Origin of the sequence: Streptomyces graminofaciens, assembly GCF_030294945.1 — a bacterium.
In the GTDB taxonomy this organism is placed as follows: domain Bacteria; phylum Actinomycetota; class Actinomycetes; order Streptomycetales; family Streptomycetaceae; genus Streptomyces; species Streptomyces graminofaciens.
In genome coordinates, this window is record NZ_AP018448.1 from 2,512,995 (window position 1) to 2,537,871 (window position 24,877).

19 protein-coding genes and 3 pseudogenes are annotated in these 24,877 nt (G+C 68.3%); 19 read left to right on the plus strand and 3 right to left on the minus strand.

The features are described 5' to 3' along the window. The first annotated feature begins 21 nt into the window (after positions 1 to 21). The 11 genes and pseudogenes from SGFS_RS11005 to SGFS_RS11055 form a co-directional block, all read left to right on the plus strand. On the plus strand, positions 22 to 984 hold the full coding sequence (locus SGFS_RS11005; protein ID WP_286249623.1) for an ABC transporter permease: 963 nt from the start codon (positions 22 to 24) through the stop codon (positions 982 to 984). Beyond that, positions 984 to 1,862: an ABC transporter permease gene (locus tag SGFS_RS11010; protein ID WP_286249624.1), complete on the plus strand. Its 879-nt coding sequence runs from the start codon at positions 984 to 986 to the stop codon at positions 1,860 to 1,862. The genes SGFS_RS11005 and SGFS_RS11010 overlap by 1 nt, the downstream gene beginning before the upstream one ends. Then, positions 1,859 to 3,760, plus strand: coding sequence for a dipeptide ABC transporter ATP-binding protein (locus tag SGFS_RS11015; RefSeq protein WP_286249625.1), 1,902 nt, complete (start codon positions 1,859 to 1,861; stop codon positions 3,758 to 3,760). Before SGFS_RS11010 ends, SGFS_RS11015 begins: the two co-directional genes overlap by 4 nt. 57 nt (positions 3,761 to 3,817) lie before the next feature. After that, a complete protein-coding gene (locus SGFS_RS11020; RefSeq protein ID WP_286249626.1) occupies positions 3,818 to 5,458 on the plus strand; it encodes an ABC transporter substrate-binding protein in 1,641 nt (546 codons plus the stop codon). Between the two features lie 10 nt (positions 5,459 to 5,468). After that, positions 5,469 to 6,563, plus strand: a complete 1,095-nt coding sequence (locus SGFS_RS11025) for an aminotransferase class V-fold PLP-dependent enzyme (RefSeq protein ID WP_286249627.1) — start codon at positions 5,469 to 5,471, stop codon at positions 6,561 to 6,563. Between the two features lie 11 nt (positions 6,564 to 6,574). Further along, complete coding sequence (locus SGFS_RS11030; RefSeq protein ID WP_286249628.1) at positions 6,575 to 6,961, plus strand: RidA family protein; 387 nt, start codon at positions 6,575 to 6,577, stop codon at positions 6,959 to 6,961. Beyond that, positions 6,961 to 8,943, plus strand: a complete 1,983-nt coding sequence (locus SGFS_RS11035; protein ID WP_286249629.1) for an amidohydrolase family protein — start codon at positions 6,961 to 6,963, stop codon at positions 8,941 to 8,943. Before SGFS_RS11030 ends, SGFS_RS11035 begins: the two co-directional genes overlap by 1 nt. A 30-nt stretch (positions 8,944 to 8,973) precedes the next feature. Continuing rightward, complete coding sequence (locus tag SGFS_RS11040) at positions 8,974 to 10,233, plus strand: amidohydrolase (RefSeq protein ID WP_286249630.1); 1,260 nt, start codon at positions 8,974 to 8,976, stop codon at positions 10,231 to 10,233. A gap of 5 nt (positions 10,234 to 10,238) precedes the next feature. Then, the gene (locus SGFS_RS11045; RefSeq protein ID WP_286249631.1) at positions 10,239 to 11,861 is read left to right on the plus strand and encodes a M61 family metallopeptidase; all 1,623 of its coding nucleotides are present in this window, start codon (positions 10,239 to 10,241) and stop codon (positions 11,859 to 11,861) included. Positions 11,862 to 12,590: 729 nt separating this feature from the next. Beyond that, positions 12,591 to 13,211: an RNA 2',3'-cyclic phosphodiesterase gene (gene thpR / locus SGFS_RS11050; protein ID WP_286249632.1), complete on the plus strand. Its 621-nt coding sequence runs from the start codon at positions 12,591 to 12,593 to the stop codon at positions 13,209 to 13,211. Positions 13,212 to 13,710: 499 nt separating this feature from the next. Continuing rightward, a pseudogene (locus SGFS_RS11055) lies at positions 13,711 to 13,881 on the plus strand (carboxypeptidase-like regulatory domain-containing protein); the annotation flags it as partial. 85 nt (positions 13,882 to 13,966) lie between these two features. On the opposite strand, the pseudogene SGFS_RS51810 reads toward SGFS_RS11055, so the two are convergent. The 3 genes and pseudogenes from SGFS_RS51810 to SGFS_RS11070 form a co-directional block, all read right to left on the minus strand. Further along, positions 13,967 to 14,230 (minus strand): annotated as a pseudogene (locus tag SGFS_RS51810) (thiolase family protein); the annotation flags it as partial. 656 nt (positions 14,231 to 14,886) lie between these two features. Beyond that, complete coding sequence (locus SGFS_RS11065; protein ID WP_286249633.1) at positions 14,887 to 15,309, minus strand: GlcG/HbpS family heme-binding protein; 423 nt, start codon at positions 15,307 to 15,309, stop codon at positions 14,887 to 14,889. Between the two features lie 173 nt (positions 15,310 to 15,482). Continuing rightward, positions 15,483 to 16,124, minus strand: coding sequence for a TetR/AcrR family transcriptional regulator (locus SGFS_RS11070; RefSeq protein WP_286249634.1), 642 nt, complete (start codon positions 16,122 to 16,124; stop codon positions 15,483 to 15,485). A 338-nt stretch (positions 16,125 to 16,462) separates the two neighbouring features. On the opposite strand from SGFS_RS11070, the gene SGFS_RS11075 reads away from it, so the two are divergent. The 8 genes and pseudogenes from SGFS_RS11075 to SGFS_RS11110 all read left to right on the plus strand — a co-directional run. Then, complete coding sequence (locus SGFS_RS11075) at positions 16,463 to 17,758, plus strand: Rieske 2Fe-2S domain-containing protein (RefSeq protein ID WP_286249635.1); 1,296 nt, start codon at positions 16,463 to 16,465, stop codon at positions 17,756 to 17,758. A 9-nt stretch (positions 17,759 to 17,767) separates the two neighbouring features. After that, positions 17,768 to 18,730 carry a PDR/VanB family oxidoreductase gene (locus tag SGFS_RS11080; RefSeq protein ID WP_286249636.1) on the plus strand — a complete coding sequence of 321 codons (963 nt, stop codon included), beginning with the start codon at positions 17,768 to 17,770 and terminating at the stop codon, positions 18,728 to 18,730. Further along, complete coding sequence (locus SGFS_RS11085; RefSeq protein ID WP_286249637.1) at positions 18,727 to 19,131, plus strand: nuclear transport factor 2 family protein; 405 nt, start codon at positions 18,727 to 18,729, stop codon at positions 19,129 to 19,131. Before SGFS_RS11080 ends, SGFS_RS11085 begins: the two co-directional genes overlap by 4 nt. Before the next feature lie 142 nt (positions 19,132 to 19,273). Continuing rightward, the gene (locus tag SGFS_RS11090; protein ID WP_286249638.1) at positions 19,274 to 20,764 is read left to right on the plus strand and encodes an aldehyde dehydrogenase; all 1,491 of its coding nucleotides are present in this window, start codon (positions 19,274 to 19,276) and stop codon (positions 20,762 to 20,764) included. Between the two features lie 133 nt (positions 20,765 to 20,897). Continuing rightward, positions 20,898 to 21,494, plus strand: coding sequence for a nuclear transport factor 2 family protein (locus tag SGFS_RS11095; RefSeq protein WP_286249639.1), 597 nt, complete (start codon positions 20,898 to 20,900; stop codon positions 21,492 to 21,494). Then, positions 21,494 to 22,564 carry a maleylacetate reductase gene (locus SGFS_RS11100; RefSeq protein ID WP_286249640.1) on the plus strand — a complete coding sequence of 357 codons (1,071 nt, stop codon included), beginning with the start codon at positions 21,494 to 21,496 and terminating at the stop codon, positions 22,562 to 22,564. The genes SGFS_RS11095 and SGFS_RS11100 overlap by 1 nt, the downstream gene beginning before the upstream one ends. Before the next feature lie 11 nt (positions 22,565 to 22,575). Next, positions 22,576 to 23,514: a dioxygenase family protein gene (locus tag SGFS_RS11105; protein WP_286249641.1), complete on the plus strand. Its 939-nt coding sequence runs from the start codon at positions 22,576 to 22,578 to the stop codon at positions 23,512 to 23,514. Between the two features lie 489 nt (positions 23,515 to 24,003). Continuing rightward, positions 24,004 to 24,865, plus strand: a pseudogene (locus SGFS_RS11110) (IS701 family transposase); the annotation flags it as partial. Between the last annotated feature and the right edge of the window lie 12 nt (positions 24,866 to 24,877).

Here is a 24,877-nt window from a genome sequence, read left to right on the forward strand (position 1 = left end):
CCCGCCGAGAGGAGGCCGGCCATGGTAGCGACCTTCGTTCTGAGACGCCTGGGGGCCGGCATCCTGCTCCTGCTGACGCTGAGCTTCCTCGTGTTCTGCCTGCTTGGCCTCAGCCCGGGCACACCGCTCCAAGCCCTGCTGGGGACCAGGCCGGCATCACCCGAGCTGGTCGACTCCCTCAACGCCCGCTACCACCTCGACGACCCTTTCCTGGTGCAGTACGGGCGATGGCTCGCGGGCGTCTGCGCACTCGACTTCGGGCAGTCGATCTCCGTGCAGAGCGACGCCCCGGTCGGGCAGATCCTTTCCGAACGGATGGCCCTGACCTTGCAGTTGGGGGGCTACGCCCTCGTTCTGATCCTGCTCGTCGGCATCCCGCTCGGCATGCTGGCCGGCATCCGGCGGGGGCGCCGCACGGACCGGGCCATCTCGGCGGGCGCGACCGTCGCCATCAGCGCACCGGCCTTCGTCCTCGCGATCGTCCTGCTCTACGTCTTCGGAGTCGCCCTGAGGTGGTTCCCGGTCTACGGGACCGGTACCGGCTTCGCCGAGCGCGTCTCGCACCTCACCCTGCCCGCTGTCGCCCTGGCGACCGTGCTGTCCGGCATTCTGGTCCGCCAGACCCGCGCCGCCATGCTCACGGCGGTGTCCCAGGACTTCATCACCTTCGCCAGGCTGCGCGGTCTCAGCCACGGCCGGGTCCTCGTGCGCTACGCACTGCGCAATGCCGCACTGCCCGTCGTCACCAGCCTCGGCCTCATCCTCGTAGCGGCTCTGACCTCCACGCTCTTCATCGAGCAGGTGTTCTCGCTGCCTGGAATCGGCACGCTGCTGCTGGCGGCGGTGACCAACAACGACGTGCCTGTCGTGCAGGGAGCGGTGCTGGTGCTCGGCGCCTCAGTCATCTTGACCAATCTCGCCGTGGACCTCCTGGGACTGGCACTGGACCCGCGGACGCGGTTCGCCGTGAAGGACGGTGCGTGATGGCCGAACTGACCGCTGTCGCCCAGACCGTGGAAGCACCCGAGCAGATCGAAGGGCGCCGACGGAAGCGACCGCCCATTCTGATCCTCCTGGCCGGGTCAGTCGCCGCGGCGATCGCCGTTCTGGTGGTGATCGGTCCATGGACCACTCCGTTCGACCCGACCCACCAGGATCTGATGAACACCGCGGCCGGCCCGGGAGGCGGCCACCCCCTGGGCACCGACAGCCTGGGCCGGGACGTACTGTCCCTCCTCCTCGCCGGAGCCCGCATCGCGGTCATCGGTCCGGTCATCGTCGCGGCGGGCGCCGTCCTCTTCGGTACGACGCTCGGCATGGCCGCGGCATGGAAGGGCGGATTCGTCGACTCCCTCATCAGCCGAGTCGCCGACCTCATGTACGCACTGCCCGGACTGCTCGTCATCGTGGTCATCGTCGGCGTGCTCGGCGGAGGTTACTGGCTCGCCGTCGGGGTGCTCCTGCTGCTGTCCCTGCCGACCGCGTTCCGCATGACGCGCAGCGTGGCGGCTGCCCAGGTACGCCTGCCCTACATCGAGGCGGCCCGGACACTGGGGCTGTCCGTCCCACGCATCGTCTTCCGCCACATCCTTCCCAACATCTTCCCCACGATCCTCGCCACCTTCCTGCTGGACTTCGTCGGAGCGCTCATCGGTCTGTCAGGACTCTCCTTCCTCGGCCTCGGCGCTCCCCCCGGAACACCCGACTGGGGATCCCTCCTCCAGGACGGCCAGAGCATGCTCACCGTCAACCCGTGGGTCTCCCTCGCCCCCGGCCTGCTGATCCTGCTGACCGCCACCAGCATCACCCTCCTGGGAGACTGGATGTACGACCGCTACTCCGCCCGAGGAGGACAACGGTGACGGGCATACAGCGGCAGTCGGCGGCGCCCCTGCTGTCCGTGCGCGACCTGCGGGTGAAGACCCGGCAGGGCCGGATCCTGCTCAATAGCACGAGCTTCGACCTCAGGGCCGGTGAAGTACTCGGCATCGTCGGGGAATCGGGCAGCGGCAAGACGATGACGGCCCGCGCGCTGGCACGTGCTCTGGCCGACGGTGTCTCGGCGGAGGGCGAAGTCGTCTTCGACGGCACTTCGTTGCTCGATATCAGCGAGCGTGAACTGCGTCCCCTGCGCGGGTCCCGCATCGCGATGGTGCTGCAGGATCCCTTCACGGCTCTCAATCCGCTGCAGACCGTTCGCGAGCACCTGCGCGAGTCGCTGGGGCCGGCCGTCCGCAGGAACAAGGCGGAAGCCCGTACCGAGGTCGCGCGGCGGCTGGCCGAGGTCGGTCTCGCGGCGGAGGTCGCCGACCGCTATCCGTTCCAGCTGTCCGGCGGCATGCGTCAGAGGGTGGCCATCGCCACGGCGCTCGCCCAGGACCCCGCGTTCCTCATCGCGGACGAGCCGACCACGGCCCTGGACGCGACCACTCAGGCACAGGTCCTCGAACTCCTGCGCACGCTGCAATGCGACCGCGGCATGGCACTGATCCTCATCACCCACGACCTCCGCGTCGCGTTCTCGGTGTGCGACCGGATCATGGTGATGTACGCGGGAACCGTTCTGGAGCACGCGCCGGCCGAGCAGATGGCGCGTCGGCCCCGTCATCCGTACTCGCTCGGTCTGATGCTGGCGGAACCGCCGGTCAACCGCTATCAGGAACGCCTCGCCTCGGTTCCCGGAAACGTGCCGCCGGCCCACTCCGTCACACAGACCTGCGCGTTCGCGGACCGATGCCAGTGGCGCCGTGACGCGTGCACCTCGGGCCCGCCACTCCTGGCCGAGGTGAGTGCGCCAGGCGCTGTTGTCGAGCACCACTCGGCATGTGTCCGCGCCGCGGACCTGAGCGACGAGCTGGACGCCGCGATACGTTCCCGGTCCACCACCGCGGACGAGCCACCCGTACGCGGTCTCGGCGCGCCACTGCTGCAGGTCAGGGCGTTGAGCAAGACCTTCCGAACGGCCTCCCTGACCGGCCGGCGCAAGGAGAACGTCGCACTCGCGGACGTCACGTTCGAGATAGCCGAGGGCGAGTCGCTGGGCCTGCTGGGGGAGACCGGATCGGGCAAGACGACGACGGCTCGGTGCGTCCTGGGTCTGTCCACCCCCACATCCGGCGCCATCGAGCTCGACGGGTTCGACATCAGTGACTACCGGCGACTCTCCCGCGAGCAGCGCGCACGGGTACGCCGTCTTGTCCAGGTCGTCTTCCAGGACCCCTACGCGTCGCTGAATCCGTCGATGACGATCGAGACGGCTCTGGGAGAAGCCATCACGGCCGGTGGAGCGGGCGTTCACGGCGCACCCGGGACGGTTGCCGAGCTGCTGGACCTCGTCGGTCTGCCACAGATCCACGCTCGACGCCGCCCCAGTGCCCTGTCCGGCGGTGAGCGACAGCGCGTCGCGATCGCCCGGGCGCTGGCGGTACGGCCCAAACTGCTCATCTGCGACGAGCCGGTGGCCGCGCTCGACGTCTCCGTCCAGGCCCAGATCCTCGAACTGCTCCGTGACATCCGCACCCGCTACGGCACCAGCATGCTCTTCATCACCCACGACCTGTCAGTCGTACGTCAGATGACCGATCGGACCCTGGTCCTCAAGGACGGCACGATCGTCGAAGCAGGCGACACCGCTCAGCTCCTGGACGCTCCGCGGCACCCCTACACCAAGAGTCTGGTCGCCTCCGTGCCCGGCCCCCGAGCCGCCACGGTCGACACCACCTCGGGTGACGGCTCGCGGGAGCCCTCCCGCAAACCCTGACGCGCTCCCGCCCAGTCGTTGCCCCTCCCCCTGTTCCCAGGAAGGAACTCCCTCCTCATGCTCAACAGACGATCACGACGCACGGCGCCCACCGTCCTGGGCGGTCTGCTTCTGATGAGCCTCACGGCCACCGCGTGCGCCGGAACAGACACCACCGACGACGGTGCCGCGGCAAAGCTGACCGACGACGACATACCCACGTTCACGTTCGCGCTTCCCTCGCAGCCTCCCGGCTACGACAAGGCGACGAGCACCCAGCCGGTGGTCACCGGCAGCTTCATGTCCCTGGTCACGGAGCCGCTCGAGCGCGTCGCACCGAACGGCTCCTACATCCCGGCCCTCGCCGAGAAGGTCGTCCAGCCCGATTCCAGGACCATCGTGTACAAGCTCCGCTCGGGGGTGAAGTTCTCCGACGGCGAGCCGCTCACCGCTGAGGACGTCGCCTGGAGCCTGACGCACACGGCGACCCCGCCCGCGCAGACCTCTGCGAGCGTTCGTGGCTTCTCCAGCGCGAAGGTGACCGGGGATCTCGAGGTGACGGTGAAGCTCAGTGCCGCGATACCCACGGCCAGGGCCGGGCTGGCAGGCGCGACGCTCGTCCAGGAGAAGAAGTTCGCCACGGCTCACGCCTCGAAGCTGGGTACCAGTGCCGCGATCCCTGTCGGCACGGGTCCCTACGAGGTCACCTCGGCCAATGCCTCCGGCGTCACGCTCACTCGCAGGGACGGCTACTGGGGCAGCAAGCCAAAGGTCAAGAAGCTCAACCTCAAGGTGATCACCGACGACAACAGCGCCCAACTGGCCATGCGCTCGGGCGACGTCGACATGCGCGTGCTGACCAATGTCAAGTCGGCGCCGCAGTGGCGCGCCGTGCCGGGCACCCACGTCTACTCCGCAGCCTCCGACGCGGTCAACTTCCTCGCGATGGACGTGACCAAGGCTCCCTTCGACGACGTGCACGTACGCAGGGCGGTCGCCTACGCGACGGACATCCCGGGCCTGGTGAAGGCCGCCTGGGGAGGTGAGGCGACACCGCTCAAGGGCTTCCTGCCGGCCAAGAACCTCGCCGGGGTGGCCGGCGGCAACGAGGCGGCGCAGAGGTTCCTCGACTCCCTGCCCAGTCAGGCCATCGACCTGAAGAAGGCCAAGGCGGAACTGGTCAAGTCCGGTCACGCCGACGGGTTCAGCACCACGATCGAGTACATCGACGCCGTGCCGGCGACCAAGGCGCTGGCACTGTCGCTCCAACAAAACCTCAAAACCTTGGGCATCGACGTCACCGTCAAGTCCGTCACCCTCAACGCCTGGTCCGCCAAGTTCTACGAGCACAAGCTGACCGGCATCTCCCTGGCCTTCGGTTTCACCACCTCAGGCACGGATCCGGCTTCTCTGCTCGGCTCTGCGGTGGGCAAGGAGAACATCGGCCCCCAGAAGGTCAACATCGCCAACTTCACCACCCCCGAGGTCGAGAAGTCGCTCCCCGTGGTGAACACGGCGGGTACCGACGCCACCCGTTGGGACGCCACGCAGACACTGCTGACCCAGATCGCCGACCAGGTTCCCTACGTACCGCTCGCCGCACAGGACTTCCTCATGGCTGTCGGCAAGGGGTTCGCCTCATCCACCGGAAAGGTCACCGTCGACGACTACTTCGACGGCCGGTGGGCGCTGAACCTCCGGGCCACCCAGGCCAAGTGAGGACCAGCTGATGACGCTGTCCGCCGACTCCCACCGCAGGTTCGTGCAGGAGGCTTTTCCGGAGAAGCCGTCCTGTGCCTACCTCGACACGGCTTCTGTGGGCCTGGTGCCCGAGGCGGTGCGAACCGCCGTCGGCGCGTGCTACGAGGCGCTCGGCGCGGGGGTCCGCGGGATGGCACGCACCCGCTCCGCCGTCGAGCAGACCAGGGAACTGCTGTCCTCGGAGTTCAACTGCGCCCCCCAGGACATCACCTTCGCCTCCTCCACCGGCGAGGTCGTCAACGCCGTCGCCCGCGCCATCACGTGGCGGGACGACGACGAGGTGCTGGTCCTCGCGGACGAGTTCCCCACCACGCTCCTCCCCTGGAGCAGGCTTCCGGGAGTACGTCTGGTCACGGTGCAGCCGGGGCCGGACGACGACCGCCTCGGCGCCCTCCTCACGGCGATCAACCCGCGTACCCGGCTCGTGGCGGTCTCCCACGTCAACTCCGTAACGGGCACCCTGATCGACCTCACGGCGCTCGGCCGAGCCTGTGCCCAGGCCGGCGCTCTGCTGCTGTGCGACGCCGCCCAGTCCGCCGGGGTCGTCCCCGTCGACGCGAACGACGTGGATTTCCTCGTGGCCACCGGCTACAAGTGGATGCTCGCCGGGTTCGGCATCGCCTTCGTCATCACCAAGCCGACGGTTCGGGAACACCTCTCCCCCACGCTCCTGGGACACGGCAACATCCCGCCCTCGCACGAGTTGGCCGTAGGTACCCCGAACCTGAGTGGCATCCACGCCCTCGGCGCCGCCGCGCGACTGCGTCACACCATAGGCCTCGAGAGCATCTCCCGCAGGGCACACGACCTCGCCGACCGCATCCGGGCCGAGGCGGCCGACCTGGGTCACGCCCTCGCGTCCCACGACGGCCAGGGAACGATCGTCAGTCTCAGACTGTCCGCCGACGCGGCCGACGAGCTCGTCGCGCGGCTCGGGCACGGTGGCGTCGTCACCGCGCAGCGCGGCGGCAACCTGCGCGTCTCACCCCACTTCTACACGCTGGACAGCGAGGTCGACGCGTTGCTCGGCGCTCTGTCCAGCACTTCTCCCACGGCGACCTGAAAGGGACGACAGTGTCCAAGCGGATCATCCAGAACGGTTCCTCGCTGGGCCCCTACTCGCAGGCGGTCATCGTCGGCAACCACTGCTACGTGGCCGGTACCGGCGGCTTTCTCCCCGGCACATCCCAGCTGGTGGAAGGAGGCAAGGAAGCAGAGATCCGGCAGACCATGAAGAACCTCGAAGCCGTCATCGGTGAGGCCGGGTACAGCATGTCGGACATCGTCAGCGTCACCGCCTACCTGCGTGACGTCTCCGACTGGCCCACGTTCAACGAGATCTACTCCACCTGCTTCGAGCCGGAATCCGCCCCTGCCCGAGCCGTGGTGGGCGTGGCCGAGCTGCCCGCCGGAGCCAACCTCGAGGTCACCTGCGTCGCCGTCCGTGAGGACACCGCCTGATGCCGGCAGCCGGCCACACTGAGCGGTTCACCTACTTCGGGGCGGGAGAGCGGTGCGGCGAGCTCGTCGTGACACACCACCCCGACGGCGAACTCCGCACCGACTTCGCCGTGTCCAACAACGGCCGCGGGGCCGAACTGCACGAACGAATCTCCGTCGGCGAAGACGGGCAGCTGCCCCACCAGTGGACGGTGGAGGGCACCTCGCTGATGGGTGGTCAGGTACAGGAACGCTTCGTCACCGACGGCCTCACTCAGACGTGGACGAGCCAGGCCGAGGCCGGCGAGCACTCCGGCACACCCAGGCTGTACCTTCCGGCGGACTCAAGCCCCTACAGCACCTGGATAGCGGCCCGGGCGGCGCTGGCCGCGGGCGGTTCGGTGGAGGCACTGCCCCACGGCCATGTCCGGACCGATCTGCTGCACAGCACGCAACTCGACGGTCCTGGGGGGCCGGTGCCCGTCGATGTCCATGCCGTCAGGGGCATCGCCCTGACGCCGGAATACGTCCTCACCGACGCCGAAGGCGAACTGATCGCCTGTCTCGCCATGGGCAGCGACCTGGTCCGTGCCCCCTTCGAGCAGCAGTACCCCGCACTGGCGAAGCTGGAAGGCACTCTCACGCGTGCCTACCTGCACCAGGTGCAAGAGCGGATCCGCCACCGGTTCGACGCGCCGGTCCGCATCCGCGCCGTCCGCGTCTTCGACCCTGACCGCCTGACCCTCACCGAACCCATGTCGGTCACGATGTTCCGCGACCGGATCACCGGCATGGCACCGGACGAGGAGAGCGTGGCGGTCGCCGGGGAAGTCGTCATCGACGGCGCTGGGGGCACCCTGGTGGCCGGGCTGCACGACATGCACGCCCATGTGCGGCCGATCGACGGCCTGTTCTATCTCGCCGCAGGTGTCACGACCGTCCGCGACATGGGCAACGCCAACGAGGCACTGCTGTCGTTGACCGCCAGCTGGGACACGGGCGCCATCGCCGGACCCACCGTCGTGCCCTCGGGGTTCATCGAGGGCCGCAGCCCGCACTCCGCACTGTTCGGGTTCATCCCCGAGACCCTCGAGGAAGCACTGGACGCGGTCCGCTGGTACGCCGCACGCGGCTACCACCAGATCAAGATCTACAACTCCATGAATCCCGACTGGGTGCCGGCGCTGACCGCGGAGGCACACCGCCTGGGCCTGCGGGCCGTGGGTCACATCCCGGCCTTCACCACTCCCGACCGGATGATCGAGGCGGGCTACGACGAGATCACACACGTCAACCAGCTCATGCTGGGCTGGCTCCTGGACGAGGGAGAGGACACCCGCACACCGCTCAGGCTCACCGCCATGACGCGCGCCAAGGACCTCGACCTGGACTGTGACGCGGTCCGGCACACCCTGAAACTGATGCGGGAGAGGAACATCGGCCTCGACACCACTGCCGTCATCGTCGAACGGCTCATGCTCAGCCGCGCCCGGACGGTCCTGTCGGCCGACGCTCCGTTCCTGAGCCACATGCCCGCCGGTTACCAGCGTCAGCGCAAGCGCACCTACGTCCCCTTCACCAGCGAGGACGACCTGAGCGAGTACGACACGTCCTTCCCTGTGGTCCTCAAGGTCCTGAAGCGCCTGCACGATCACGGCATCGCTCTGTGGCCCGGAACCGACGACTCCACAGGCTTCACCGTCCACCGCGAACTCGAACTCTATGTGGAGGCCGGGCTCCCGGCCGCGGAAGTGCTGCGCATCGCCACCCGCGACTGTGCCGATCACCTCGGCCTGGGACACAGCCACGGCCGCGTCGAACCCGGCAGGAACGCCTCCTTCGTGCTGCTGGACGGCGACCCCCTTGAGGACATCAGCGTGGTCCGCGACGTCCGCATGGTCGTCAAGAACGGGGACGTCTACTACCCGCACGAGATCTACACGGAACTCGGGATCAGGCCCTTCAGTACGCCGCCGACCGTCATTCAGGGTGACGGCTCATGACCGCACAGCCGTGATCAAGGAGAACAGATCGTGACAACAACGCTGTGGACAGGGCTGCCCCAACTCGTCAAGGATCTGCAAGTCCTGTACCAGGACCTGCACCAGAATCCCGAACTGCCCTTGCAGGAACACCGCACCGCCGAACGCGTGGCCCAGAGGCTGCGCATGCTGGACTACGAGGTCACCGAGCAGGTGGGCGGGACAGGCGTCGTGGGCGTACTCCGGCGCGGCGAGGGCCCCGTCGTGATGCTGAGATCGGAACTCGACGCCCTCCCCCTGTTGGAGAAGACCGGGCTGCCCTTCGCCTCCACCGTGCGGGCGACAGGGCTCGACGGGCTGGAAACACCGGTGATGCACGCGTGCGGTCACGATATGCACATCACGTGCCTGATCGGCGCGGCGACCCTGCTCGCCCAAGCCACCGCCGCTTGGTCCGGCACCCTGATGCTGGTGTTCCAGCCGGCAGAGGAACTCGCCTGCGGCGCACAGAACATGGTGGACGACGGCCTCTTCGAACGCTTCCCCACACCGAACGTCGTGCTCGGGCAACATGTCATTCCCACCCCGGTCGGAACCATCGGCTACGGGTCCGGCGCCATCATGGCCGCCATGGACGCGGCGCAAGTCGTCCTGCACGGCCGTGGCGGACATGGATCCCGCCCGGAGACCACGGTCGACCCCGTTCTGATGGCGGCGCACATCGTCACCCGGCTGCAGGGCGTGGTCTCGCGCGAGATCGCCGCTTCCGAGGCCGCGGTGGTGACGGTCGGACGGCTCGCCGCGGGTACCAAGGACAACATCATCCCGGACACCGCCGAGCTGGGAATCAGCGTCCGGAGCTTCTCCACCAGCACGCGAACGACCATACGCCGGGCCATCGAACGCATCATCCGCAGTGAAGCCGACGCCAGTGGGGCACCCCGGCCCCCGGAGGTGACGTGGACGATCGCGGCCCCGGTGACCGAGAACGACCCCGATGCCACCGCCATCACGATCGCGTCTCTCATGTCGCACTTCGGTGAGCAGCGCATCACCGTGATGCCTCCGGTCACGGGCAGCGAGGACGTCGGTGTCTTCGGCGCGGCCTGCAAGGCTCCCACCGTCTTCTGGTTCCTCGGCGGCCTCGACCCGGCCGACTTCGCCGCCGCCGTCGAGGAAGGCAGACAGGACAGTCTGCCGACCAACCACTCACCGCACTTCGCCCCCGTAGTAGAGCCCACCCTGCACACCGGTATTCAAGCGCTCGTCGTAGCCGCGACGGCGTGGCTCGGTGCGCCGGACGAAAGGTGATCCCCATGTGCCGTCCCACCCTCCGGGTGACTCTCACACCGTGCCTGGCCGGGAACGCGGCATCTGGCGTGCGGGTCACTTATGCCATCGGCGGACTCCGGTTCGCAGCCGGCCAGGCCCTGTGCAAGCTCCCCGAAGTTCTCTTCGGGGTGGAGGCGGCCAAGGTCGCCTCCGACGGCATCCGCGCCACCGATGACCTCGGCGTCATTCCGCTCACCCACACCCTGGACGACCCCACGCCCTCCTTCACCTACCGGCGCTGGACCGTGCAGAGGGACACCCGAGGCGACGTGACGGTGGACTACGTCGCACCCGTACGCATCGTCGACGCCACCACCGCCAACGGTCCCCTCTTCGACCTGCGCGCCGAGGGCGCTGGCATCAGCGGCGCCGGCATCAGCTTCCTCGCCCTGCCCGAACTGGAGGCAACCTTCGACACCGAGGTGCGCTGGGACCTCAAGGAACTCCCCTCCGAAGCCCGCGGGGTCAGCAGCCACGGTGAGGGCACCGTACGCCGCACCACCACCCTGGAATCCGTCGCCTGCACCTTCTTCATGGCCGGCGTCCTGCATTCCCACCCGCCAGAGCCGCACCCGACCTTCGGCATGTTCTGGCTCTCCCCGCCGACCTTCGACGCAGCCCTGATCGGCCGACAGAGCCGGATCCTCTACGAGGAGATGTGCCGGTTCTTCCGCGAACCGGCCCCCGGCTTCCGCGTGTTCGTCCGGAAGCATCCCTACCGCGGCCTCGGCGGAAGCCTCCTTCCCGGCTCACGCGGCTACATGTTCGGGTGGAGCGACTCCGAGACACACACGATCGAGGAGCTGACGCGGCTGCTTGCCCACGAAACGGTCCACAACTGGCCACTGTTGGACGGATGGGAAGATCCCAGTCAGGTGAGTTGGTACAACGAGGGAGTCGCCGAGTATTACTCGATTTTCCTCCCGCACCGAGTCGGCCTGATCAGCGATGAGGCCTTCCTCGACTCACTCAACCAGCGAGCCCGGGGCTACTACGGAAACCCGCTGCAGACCCTCACCTCGGCAGAAGCCGCCGAGCTCTACTGGAAGGACTGGCGCGCCCAGAGGGTGCCGTACGGCCGCGGGCTGTTCCACCTGATCGACATGGACCACCGCATTCGGCAAGCCACACACGGGACGCGGAGCCTCGACGACGTGGTTCTGGCTCTTCTGGAACGCAAGCGCGCGGGCCACAAGGCCACCCTCGAGGACTGGACGACACTCGTCACCCAGGAAGTGGGGGATGCCGCGCGAACAGCACACGAGGCCATGATGTCCGGGGAGTGGATCCTCCCGGACCTCGACTGCCTCATGCCGTACTTCCAAGCCAAGGAAGTCGAGATCCACCAGCTGGACGTCGGCTTCGACTACAGCAGCTTCAAGGCCGGCATCGTTTCCGGCATCGTCCACAGCGGTCCTGCGGCGAAGGCCGGCGTACGCGAAGGCGACACCATCGTGCACGCTCCGCCGCCAGAGAGGATAAACGCGGGGAGGCTGACGGACATATCCCTGACACTCCGGAGAGGAAGCGACCTCGTCGACGTTACGTACGAGCCGCTGGGCCGGCAAGTGAAGGGCATGGTCTGGCAGAACGGGGCTGTCAGCTGAGGTGATTAACTGCAGCCCGGGTGGTGCTCGCAGCCGGTGAGTCGGGCCCGGGCCTCGCCCCGCGACCACTGCCCGCGCTCCACCGGCACCCCCCTGACCGACCGTCTGAAGGCTCCGAGACGGCTGGTGTCGCCGATGGCAGAACGGGCTGGGCATCCCGAGCCTGCGCGGCCGCGACTGCCTCGTGAGTTTCAGTGCCTCATCGGCCCGCCATCGGCCAGGTCGAAGAGTCGCGTGAGGGCATTCACTGTGCGGCAGGGGTGGGCCCTGGCTATGGCAACACACGCCGTTGCGTGTCCGTAGTCAGAGAAGCGGTATTGATGAGGTCCTCGTGGCACATCGGAAGCAAGCAGGTCAAGGAGAGTCTGGGCCTGAGCCAGCGTTCCTCTCGCCCCAAGAGCACAGGCGCTGCGTGCGGCCTGATATGTGAGGTGCCGAAGTGGGGATTCCATCAACTTGCCCGTTCTGCCGCGCTCAGTCAGAGCCAGCAGTGCGGTGAGATGGGCGACGGCCGTGTCGTCATCGAGTAGGTCTGCCTGCGCCGCAATCAGCGCCGCACGGGCGTGCAGCGTCCACCACGGCGCATCGATTAGAGGGCAGGGCCTCGGACTCGCTTGCCCAGTTACCCTTTAGGCGCCAGCCGAATCCAGACAACCTCATCCAACGCGTCCGCGCCCTGGGTATACACGCAGATGAAGTCCCGCGGACGCATGAGGTAAGAAGACATCCGTGACCGAACCGCCCCAGACCGCCACCCAGCACGCGTTTATCGCCCTCGCGCCGCCCGACGATGCGAAGAACGAGCTGGCACACGCGCTGAGCCCGGCCTACGCCGCCTATCCCAACCTGCGCTGGAACCGCATCGAAGACTGGCACATCACTCTGGCCTTCCTGGGCGAGCTGCCGGTGCAGGCCATCGAGCGGCTTCGTTCACCCCTCGCCGACCTGGCGGCTTCCCGCCCCTCTCTCGAACTGGCACTGCTCGGTGGCGGACACTTCGACGAGCGAGTGCTGTGGAGCGGCGTCGCGGGCGATCTCGACCAACTGCACGAGCTGAGCGAAGCGGTACGGGCGCGGATCAGGGACTGCGACGTCGCCTTCGCCGAACGCCCGCTGCGTCCCCACCTCACGCTGGCCCGCGCTCGCCGCTACGACAACGCGTCCGTAACGTCGGCGGCCGCAGGCCTCGACGGCGTCAGCGGACGCCCTTGGCAGACCGCACGTCTCCACTTGGTCGGCAGCACGGCAAGTGGCCACCCGGGCCCGCGGCGCTATCAGGACATCGACGCATGGACCCTGGTCACTGGGCAAAGGCATCGCCCCGCAACCGTCACAGACTGCACCGCATGAGCACGAAGACGGTTCGGGCCCTGCCATGATGCCTGCTCGACCCCACGCGCCCTGAACCCACTCAGACGGTCACCCCGCCGGTCAGGAGGCGGGCCAGCACATGCTCCTCTTAGCAGATGTAGGCCCAAGGTAACCAACCGCGCACGACGGGCGTCGTCGACCCTGCTCCGGCGAGATCCGTTGTGCAGTTTTCCGGAGAATATGCGCCATTTCGACCCCGGCCTCACACTCCGACGCCACAGGCCGGACCAAGATCCGGACCAGGCACGGCCCAACTCGGCTCAGCCGCAGTCAAGTCCACCCATAGCCTCAGGTCAGAGGCTATGGCGAGCCTGTACCACCAGCAGACGAAGAACCTCCTGGTGTCGTACTCGCCGAAGAAGCTGGGCTTCTTCTAGACGCACGAAAAAAGGCGCCTGACCTGGGTTTTCACCCGTCAGGCGCCTTTCGCTCAGCCGCTCTCGACCGCGCGGCGACCGCGAGTGCCGCTGCCGCGGTCCGGTCCTCCGGCGGCGTCCCGGTCAGCGGCCACGTCATCGGCGCCGAGTCGGCGCCCGTGCCGCAGGCAGTCGTCACCCTGATCTCGCTGGGCGGGCGGCAGGTGGGCCGCGTGGTGACCCACCCGGACGGTTCGTACACGGTGGACGCGCCGGGCGCGGGCAACTACGTACGCCAGGACGGCGGCTATGCCTTCACCGACCTGGATGGCGGCGAGTACACGGCCATGGCGGCAGGCCACCCGCCGAAGGTCACCAACCGAGGCTGACCGTCCATTCCTTCGGCATCCGCGGGTTGACCAGCCGCCGGCCGAGCGTGGTCGAGACCGCGGTGACGTCGTCGGCCGGGAACGGTTTCGCCGACTTGGGCAGCACCCACGGCGCACGCGTCATCGACTCCACGCCACCGGTCAGCACCACCTCGGCGTCGCCGGACTCGATCGTCGGGCTCGCGGTCATCGCCACGTCGAGGCTGGAGCCGCACAGCCGGTTGACCGTGGTGCCGGGCACGCTCACGGCATACCGCGCCCGGCGTGTGGCGATCTCCTCGGTCACGAAGACGTCCAAGTCGAGCCGACCCTGGTGGTCGAGGTCGATGAGTATCGCGGACGTCGCGGGAGGGAAGGCAGTCGCCGTACCAACTCGATCAGCGGGACCTCCGCCTGGGTATGACTCCGCCGCATTCGAGGGGCGATCCACGAGTGTCAGGACGGGCACATTCATCGGGTCCGACCGGCCGACCGGCCTGGCAGACACAGCGAAGCCATCGGGCGTGCACGTGACCTGCCGGCACGTGGCCAATGGTTGCGCCTCGGAAGGCGCGAGGCCGCGGTGCCGACGCTGCACCGGAGTCGAGACAGACGATCCGTGAGTGACCGCGGCGGAACGACGCAGAGCCGATCCCTCACATGCGAAGCGCGGCTCGTGATCACTGCTTCGTCCGACCTCGGCGTGACTCCGGCGTACATGCGCTTCGGCTACGAACTCCAGCTCACCTGTCCGCGTGGGCAGCGTCATCATCACATCGATCTGGGGCGACGTTCGAGGGAAAGGCGGCGCGTGGTCGCGCGGCGCGAGGTCAGGCACGCCGAGAGGCACACGCGAGTCAGCCATACCCATGGTTCGCGGCGACTCCCAGCGAGGCTCGACACTGCCGCCGTACCGACCAGGAGGAAGACCTACGCGACGATCTTCGCGACGGAGTCGCGAGCCTGATTCGCGATGCGGTCGTCAGTGACGTCGTCCGCCCCGCCCACGCCGATGGCGCCGATGACCTCCCCGTCGGCCGTCACGATCGGCACACCGCCGGCGACCGCCAGAAGGTTGGAATCGACCAGGTGGGGAGGCGCCACCTGCATCCGAGGGGATGCGGCGAAGGCCGCGAACTTGTCCGTCGGGACACCGCTCACGGCCGAGGTGTAGGCCTTGCGTCGCGCGGTCTCCACGCTGAGAAGGCCGACGCCGTCGTCACTGAGAAGAACCTTCGTGACGCCACTTCGGTTGACCACGACAGCGCACACCTTGTGCCCGTCAGCCCTTCCTGCTTCCAGAGCGGCAAGTGCGGCGCCGTGCGCGATCTCGTAGCTGAGCGGCTCTCGCATTGAGCGGTTCCTTCCCTGATGACCGGAACGGTCAACCGGCCGTCTTCCGTGGAGTCCTCGGTCACCTTCGGCGCGGACGATCGCTGATTCCGGAGGCGCTGGGAGCCCGCTCAGTATGTCGCCACCCAACGCGAATGTGAAGCGATCCTCGCATTCGCATCAGGGCTCGGAGGTTACCGCGCCGACGCGCCGAGCAGGTACGGACAGGCGATATCCACCAGCTCATCGGTGAGTTGACGCCACGTCAGCGGCCGTTCGGACTCGAATTGTTCACCGTGCAGCACGCGGTTCATGCAGGCCCCGTACACCAGGCGATAGACGACATCCAGACGCAGTTCCGGCTCCGGCCCGTCGATCATGGGCACGATCGGCTCCAGGAATCGCCGGAAGACATGGCCGGCGTCGATGCTGGCCTCGGACCCGATGCGAGCCACTGCGGGATCGGTGGTGCCCGCGGTGATGAAGACGCGCATCAGGCGCGCGTGCGCTTGAAACGTCTCGGTGAGCCCGGCGACCGCCGAGGCGACCAGCACGGTCGGATCTGTGTGCAGCGGAGTGAAGCGGCGAATGATGTCATTGCGAAACTGATCGATCATGTCGTACTGCAGAGCCGCGATCAGGCGGTCCTTGCCGGCGAACCGTCGGTAGACGCTGCCGACCGAGACGCCCGCCCGAGCAGCGACGGCCGCGACAGTGAGCGCCTCGGTGCCGCCCTCTTCGAGGAGGGCCGTACCTGCCTCCAGGATCCGCTGCTGGGTCAGCCGACTGCGCGCCTGCTGCGCCGGCGGCAGCTCGAGTGACGGTTCGCTACTCACCGCCCAAGCGTATACGCCGACGGCATCCGCTCCGGCGGCCCCCGCACCTTGCGCTGCCGGGCCGTGGAGAGCGGCGCGATCAGGTCGGCGGGCGAGCGGCACACATGGGCGGCACCAGGCTCGACCGGCCCGCAGCCGAGGCCCCCCGTCGGGTTACCGCCCTCTCGCGATCAAGGGGGTGCCTGAACAAGACCCTTGACGGTCCGCGAGAAGAAATGCGAATGTGAATCACGTTTTATTTTCGAGGGTTGCGCATGGTGATGCCCTCGCAGGTGATCGCTCCACAGCACCTGCGCGCGCCACCGGCTGTGCGCCCGAGCCGCACGGGAGACAGAACGATGACCACCACTCCAGAGGTCGACAAAGGCACCGCTTACGGTCGCCCGAAGCCCTCGTACAACGCCCGCCTCCGCGAAGTCGGGCCCCGTACGCCCATGGGCGAGGCACTGCGCCGCTACTGGCAGCCGATCGCCAGCTCGGAAACGCTCCTGGCCGGCGCCCTGCCGCAGAAGACCCGCGTACTGGGCGAGGACCTGGTCGTGTTCCGGGACGGGCAGGGCAACCCCGGTGTCGTGATCGAGCGCTGCACCCACCGCGGCGCCAGCCTCTTCTACGGGCGGGTCGAGGACGACGGCATCCGCTGCTGTTACCACGGCTGGAAGTTCGACGTGCAGGGCCACTGCATCGAGCAAGCGTGCGAGCCGGGCCTGGGGCGCAGGCGTGACGCCGCCCGTCAGCCGTGGTATCCGGTCGCGGAGCGCTACGGCCTGGTCTTCGTCTACATGGGCCCGCCCGAGCTCAAACCCGAGCTCCCCCGCTACGACGCGCTGGAGGATCCCGCTGAGGACGAGAAGTACTTCGCCAGCTGGCCGGTCCCGCACGCCGCGGTCCTCGGCATGCCGGCGGACTTCAGCTGGCTCAACATCTACGAGAACTCCGCCGACCCGACGCACGTCACCTGGCTCCACTCCACGCACAGCGGGTATCAGATGCTGGGCACCGGCACCTTCGGCTACCCCGAGAACTTCTTCGACCCGGCCACCATCGCCGAGCGCCTGACATACGAACGCACCGACCACGGTGTGAAGTACACCCAGCGGTTCGAGGTCGAGGGCGAGGACGGCGAGGTCACCGAGTACGGCTTCGCGGTCGAGCAACAGCTTCCCAACGTCTTCGGCCTGCCGGACTACGTGAAGGTGACCCCCGACGAGCGCCCGGACCAGTTGCTGTGGGTCGTGCCCTCCGACGACACCAGCCACCGGCTCTTCTTCTCGATCCGCACGAACGATCCCGAGCGCATGGTCCGCTTCGTGATCGGCATCACGCAGAACGGCAAGCAGAACCACGAGCTGACCGATGAGGAGCGCCAGCGATTCCCCGGTGACACGGAGGCCCAGGGCTCGCAGGGAGCGATCACCCTGGACTCAGAGGAGACCCTGGCCACCGGAGACCGTGGCGTCGTCATGCTGCGACGCATGCTTCTCACGATGGCCGACGACGTCGAGGCCGGGCGCGACCCGATCAACATCATCCGCGACGCGTCGGAGGTCCACCGCACCCAGTCCGGCCTCTTCACCATCGGCAAGCGCCCGGCGGGCGACAACGCCGACGCCCCGGCCGCCGCCGGCATCTGAGCAGGAACCATGAGCAACGAGTGGCTCGACACCATCGTGGTCACCCGGCGCGACGCGACTGCCCGGATCATGGTGCTCGAACTGGTCAGTGCCGACGACGTCGAGCTCCCGGAGTTCGCCGCCGGCGCCCACGTCGACGTACTGGTGGACAGTGCCGCCGGCCTGGTCCGCCAGTACTCGCTGTGCGGAACGCCGCACGACCGCGCCCGCTACCGGCTGGCGGTGCTGGCCGAGACGGCGTCGCGCGGCGGCTCGCTGGGGATGCATCGACTTCGCGAAGGCGACAGGTTGCGGATCTCGCGTCCGCGGAACAGGTTCGGGGTCTCGGACGAGGCACGTCGCCATCTGCTGGTGGCCGGGGGAATCGGCGTCACCCCTCTGTTGGCCATGGCGCACGCGCTCGAAGCCAGGGGCGCGGAGTACGAGTTGCACTACTGCGCTCGAAGCCGGACGGATTCGGCGTTCCTCGACGAGTTGGAGCACAACCCCCACGTTCGGCTCCACTTCGACGACGGCCCGGACGACCAGCGCTTCGACGCTGCCACCGACATCGGCCCGCCCGACCCCGAGGCGGCGATCTACGTCTGTGGTCCCGGGGGCTTCATGGACTTCGTGATCTCCTCCGCACGCCGAGCGGAATGGCCTGCCGAAGCGATCCACAAGGAGCGCTTCGCACCCGTGGAGGACGCCGCCGCGCACACGGCCGGCGGGACTTTCACCGTGCGGCTCGCCAAGTCCGGGGGCGAGTACGAGATCAAGGAAGGCGAGAGCGTCCTCGACGTCCTGCTCGCGGGCGGCGTCGACACCCCTTACTCCTGCCAGCAGGGAATCTGCGGCGAGTGCATCGTGCGCGTAATCGCCGGAGAGCCCGACCACCGCGACGACATCCTGACCGACCGTGAGCGCGCCGACGGCATGTTCACCACGTGCTCATCGCGAGCACACTCACCGATTCTGGAGCTGGACCTATGACCACGACATCCACCGCAACCGCCACGGCCGTGCAGGCGATCGAGCAGGCAGAGGCCGCATGGCTCGTGGCCCTCACCGAGGGCGAAGAAGCGATGACCGCGCTCATGCTCGAGGACAGCCGGGCCATCCACGGCCCGGTCGGGAAGATCGACGACCGTGAGACGTTCTCACATTTCACCTGGACCCGCCGCCGCATGGTTTTCGCGAAGGCCGAGGAGCTCAGCATCACCGTGCGGGGCAACACCGCGATCACCACGTGCCTCCAGGAGATGCACATCATCTTCGACGAAAACCTCCCTCCGTTCCCGGTCCAGGAGACGGTGACACGGGTCTGGGAGGAGACCTCGGAGGGCTGGCGCCTGGCGCACATGCACCAGGCCAAGCGCATGCCCCCGGTCTGAGGCCCACAACGGCCGACCACCTCACCCGCACGCGGCTGTTCGATGAACGGACATGAGGGTTCAGGGCGGGACGCCTGAGGCGGAGAGTTCGACATGCAGGGTTCGTGCGGCGGTCGCCGCTGTTGTAGAGGTGAGGCAACACATGTCAGCCACTGAGATCGAGGCACCCACGTCCGGCGTGGTCCGGACCAGCGACCTCCTCATCGCGGGCAAGCACGTCGCGGCCCAGGACGGCCGCTACTTCGAGACGGTCGAGGCCCTGACCGGTGAACCGATCGCACGGGTCGCGGCAGCCTCCGTCGAGGACGTCAACCTCGCGGTGGACGCGGCGGCGGCCGCCCTTCCGGAGTGGTCGAACCTTCCGCCGGCCGCCCGGCGCAAGGTACTGGAGCGCGCGGCCGTCCTGCTCGGCGAGCGCACGGACGAGATCGTCGCCACGATGAGCCGCGAGATGGGCGCCACTCTCCCGTGGTGCGGCTTCAACGTGCACGTCGCGAAGGGGATGTTCGTCGAGGCGGCGGCCCAGGCGTACTCGGCCGTCGGCGAGGTCATTCCGTCGGACGTGCCCGGCCTCACCGCCCTCGGCGTGCGTCAGCCGGTCGGCGTCGTCGTCGGCATCGCACCGTGGAACGCACCGCTGATCCTCGGCGTGCGCGCCATCGTGTGGCCGCTGGTGTGGGGCAACACCGTGGTGCTGAAGTCCTCCGAGCAGACACCGCTCACCCAGGCCGCCATCGTCCAGGTGCTGCACGATGCCGGTGTGCCCGCCGGAGCGGTCAACCTCATCAGCAACGCGCCCGAGGACGGTCCGAGTGTCGTCGAGGCTCTGATCGCCCACCCCGCCGTGACCCGCGTGAACTTCACCGGATCCAGCCGGGTCGGCCGCGTCATCGGCGAACTCGGTGGCCGCCACCTGACCCGTGTGGTCCTCGAACTCGGTGGCAAGGCTCCGTTCCTGGTGCTTCCCGACGCGGATCTGGAGGAGGCCGCCGCCGCGGCCAGCTTCGGCGCCTTCATGAACCAGGGCGAGATCTGCATGTCGACCGAGCGCGTCATCGTCGACAGGACTGTGGCCGACGAACTCTGCTCCCGCCTTGCTGAGCGTGCCGCCAAGCTTGTGGTCGGCCCCCCGAGCGACCCCACCTCACAGATCGGTCCGCTGGTCCACACCGGCGCCCGGGACCACGTGGTCGCACTGATCGAGGACGCCCGTACCAAGGGTGCGCAGGTCCTGGCCGGTGGCACGGCCGACGGCCTGTTCGTGAAGCCCACGGTGCTGCGCGGTGTCACGCCGGACATGCTCATCTACCGTGAGGAGTCCTTCGGACCGGTGGTCTCGATCATCGAGGTGGATTCGACCGACGAAGCCGTCGCGGTCGCCAACGACACCGAGTACGGGCTCTCCGCCGCGGTCTTCGGCAAGGACGCGGCCGCCGCGCTCGACGTGGCTCGCCGGATCAGGTCCGGCATCTGCCACATCAACGGCGCCACCGTGCACGACGAGCCCCAGATGCCCTTCGGTGGAGTCGGTGCCAGCGGCTGGGGTCGCTTCGGCTCCCGCGCCGCGCTGGAGGAGTTCACGGAGCTGCGCTGGATCACCATCCAGTCCGGATCCCGCCACTACCCCATCTGAATGCTGCGACGAGGGCGTCCGGCGCACGTGACACGGCGTGCGCCGGGCCCGACTCTCCCTGCTGCAACGGGATCCGGTCGCGGTTACCGGCTACTCGCACCCCGCAGAACGAGACCAGAGCGGAATTCGAACAATGTCGCAGACCGACAACGACCGCCACGAGATCCGGCAACTCGTCGAGAACTGGGCGCTGTGGCGCGATGCCGGGGACTGGGGCCGCTTCGCCACGGTCTGGCATCCACGCGACGGCCGGATGAGCGCCACCTGGTTCCAGGGAAGCGCCACCGACTTCATCAAGGCCAGTCGTGAAGGCTTCGACAACGGAGTCAGCATCCTCCACTTCCTCGGTGGCCACACTGCGGACGTCGCCGGAGACCGAGCCATCGCCCAAACGAAGATGACCATCAACCAGCGCGCGACCATCGACGGCGTCGAGGTCGATGTCGTCTGCACCGGCCGCTTCTACGACTTCCTCTCCCGCCACGAGAGTCGCTGGACCATCGTGCGTCGGCAACCGATCTACGAGAAGGACCGGCTCGACGTCGTAGACCCCGCGGCCTCACTGATGTTGGACCCCGAACTCCTGAACCGCTTCCCGACCGGCTACCGGCACTTGGCCTACCTGCAGACCAAGGCGGGTTTCACGGTGAAGGACGGGCTTCCCGGCCTCACCGGCACAGCAGTCGAGCAGCTCTACGGCGAAGGCAAGCAATGGCTGGCGGAGGCCTGATGAAGTTCACACACGAAACCCTTTCCCAGCGGGTGGTGTTCGCAGCCGGGGAGTCACCCGCCGCCGTGGCGGCGGAGGTCGAGGCGCTCGGCGGTTCCAAGGTCATGCTGATCGCGTCGGAGCGCGAGAAGGAACTGGCCGACCCGATCGCCAAGGAGATCCCGGTCGTGCTGCGTCACGAGGAGGTCGTGATGCACGTGCCGGTCGAGGTCGCCCGGCGAGCCCGTCGGGCGGCGGCCGACGCGGGCGCGGACATCCTGGTCAGCGTCGGCGGCGGCTCGACCACGGGGCTGGCCAAGGCGGTGGCGATGACCACCGGGCTGCCGATCGTCGCGGTACCCACCACATACGCCGGCTCCGAGGCGACCAATGTCTGGGGCCTGACCGAGGGCGAGACCAAGACCACCGGCGTGGACGACGAGGTGCTGCCCGCGTCGGTCGTGTACGACGCAGGTCTGCTGACCACGCTCCCCGGCGAGATGACCGTGGCCAGCGGCCTGAACGCGATGGCGCACTGCGTGGACTCGATGTGGGGGCCACGCAGCGACCCGATCGACCGGGCCCTGGCGCAGGAGGGCATCCGCGCACTGGCGACCGGCCTGCCGACTGTGGCCGACGACTCGACGAGCGTCAAGGGCATCGAACAGACGCTGTACGGCGCCTACCTGGCCGCCGTCGCGTTCGCCTCGGCCGGCTCCGGGATGCACCACAAGATCTGCCATGTCCTCGGCGGCATGTTCAACCTCCCCCACGCACAGACCCACGCGGTCGTGCTGCCCCACGTGCTGGCCTTCAACGCCCCGCACGCACCCGAGGCGGAGGCGCGCATCGCCCAGGCGTTCGGCGCGGTCTTCCGCACCACCCGGACGGCGAGCGCCGGCCTGGCCGCCCTGCGTCACGCGCTGGACGCGCCGAGGGCGCTGCGCGACTACGGCATGCCCGAGGACGGCATCGCCAAGGCGCTGGGGCCGATCACGCAGGCGATCCCGGTGAACAACCCCACCCCCGTCAACGACGAGAACCTGACCGCGCTGCTGAAGGCGGCATGGGCCGGCGACCCGATCAGCTGAAGGAGGCCGTCATGGCTACCTACGTCAACCCCGGCTCGGCCCAGGCCGGCGCCCACGGCACGGTCTACCGCGAGGTGTCATCGGAGCAGCAGGCGGTCGAGCAGCAACTCGTCGACAACGTCGTGGCCTCCTTCGACGCCTGCCAGGACCCTCGGCTGCAGGAACTCATGATCTCCCTGGTCAAGCACCTGCACTCCTTCATCCGCGAGGTCCGGCTGACCGAGGAGGAGTGGGGGACGGCGATCGACTTCCTCACCAGGGCCGGCCACATCACCGACGAGGTCCGGCAGGAGTTCATCCTGCTGTCCGACACCCTCGGCGCGAGCATGCAGACGATCAACGTCAACAACCAGGCCTACAAGGGTGCCACTGAGGCGACCGTCTTCGGGCCGTTCTTCGTCGAGGACTCCCCGGCGATCGAACTCGGCGGTGACCTGGCCTTCGGTGCCCCCGGCGAGCCCTGCTGGGTCGAGGGCACCGTCACCGACACCGACGGCACCCCGCTCGCCGGCGCGCGGATCGAGGTCTGGGAGGCCGACGAGGACGGGCTCTACGACGTGCAGTACGAGGCCGGCAAGCGCGCAGGCCGGGCGCATCTCTTCTCCGCGGCCGACGGCGGATACCGCTTCTGGGGCCTCACCCCGACGCCGTACCCCATCCCGAACGACGGACCCGTCGGCAAGATGCTCGACGCGGTCGGCCGCTCGCCGCTGCGCGCCAGCCACCTGCACTTCATGGTGTCCCACGAGGGGGCGCGCACGCTGGTGACCCACATCTTCCCCGAGGGCGACCCGATCGGCCGCAAGGACACCGTCTTCGGCGTGAAGGACTCGCTGATCAAGCGGTTCGAGCGGCAGCCCGCCGGCACGCCGACGCCCGACGGCCGCGTCATCGACGGCACGTGGAGCCGTGTGCGCTTCGACATCGTCCTCGCCCCCGCGGGCATATGAGCGTGCCTGCCGCTCCGACCGAGGAGGAAGGAAGTTCTTGCAGCGGAGGCGGCCCGTGGCGTCGCGATGGCTGCGAGGGAACCCCGACTCCCTCGCAGCAATCCTCGGAGCACCTGGGCAAACTACGAGCCGGCGCCCTCACCCACCCGGAGATGGCCTCTGGTCCGACAGGATTCCATGTGGTCGGCCAACTGGCGCTGCTGTGGATCGAAGTGAGTGCGACCGTCATCACCCAGGTGCCGACCGTCGCCCATGCACAACGTCTCGCTGACAGTGTGGACGCAGAGTGGCGCAGGCGTACGCATGGCCGCTCACCATCCGACCGTACTTTCACCGATCTGATCGTTCGACACGAGCGCGGTCCGCCGTCAAAGCCCTGGAAGCGTAGAGACGTTGTCATGCCACTTCGGCCCTGAGCTGGGCCGTTCCGTGTTACTGCCATGTGCCGTGGCGCTGTGTCTCCTGCGGCTGTTGTAGAAGTCCGCGATCACCGGTACGGCCGGCAAGGTCACCGACTGTCAGGTGGGAGTGTCGCTGCACCTGGCGCGCGAGCCTGCCTCGGCGGCGGTGAACTGGCGACTGTTCCTGCCTGCTGCGTGGGATCCCGCCTCTGCGGAGGCCGATGCGGTCAAGGTCGCTCGCCGCGGCCGCTGAGGCATCCCTGCCGGGGTGGGGCATGTGGAGAAGTGGCAGCTGGCCCTGGACATGATCGAGGAGACGCAGTCGTGGGGCATCGGCGTTCCCCTGGCGGTCGCGGACGCCGGATACGGTGATGCACTTCCTCCCGTCATACTGCCCATCCGGCCGCCGCCCGGCCCGTCCTGCCCGTCTACGCGGGCACCGGCCGACCACCGAAAGTGCAGTACCCCGAGCCTGCGCAGACCGTGAAAGAGCTGGTCATCGCGGCCGGCCGGACGGCCGTGAGGCCGGTGTCCTGGCGGGAAGGCTCCCGGCCCGGCAAGGGGGTCAGTGGCTTCAACGCATGTACTCACGGTTCGTCGCCCTGCGTATCCGCCCCGTCGGCCGCGGCATCCGCCGGGCCACCGACGAAGTGGAATTGCCCGAACGCCGGCTGCTGGCCGAATGGCCGGACGACGAGAGCGAGCCGGTGCGGTTCTGGCTCTCCAGTCTGCCCTCCGGAATGCCGCCGGCCACCCTGGTGCGGCCGGCCAAGCTCCGCCGGCGCATCGAGCACGACTACCGCGAGATGAAACAGGCCCTGGGCCTGGCCCACTTCGAAGGCCGCACCTACCAGGGCTGGCACCACCACGTCACCCTCGTCTCCGCCGCCCACGCCTTCTGCACCCTGCAACGACTGGCACGATCTCCAAGAGACGCGGCGCAGGCCTGAGCCATTACCAAG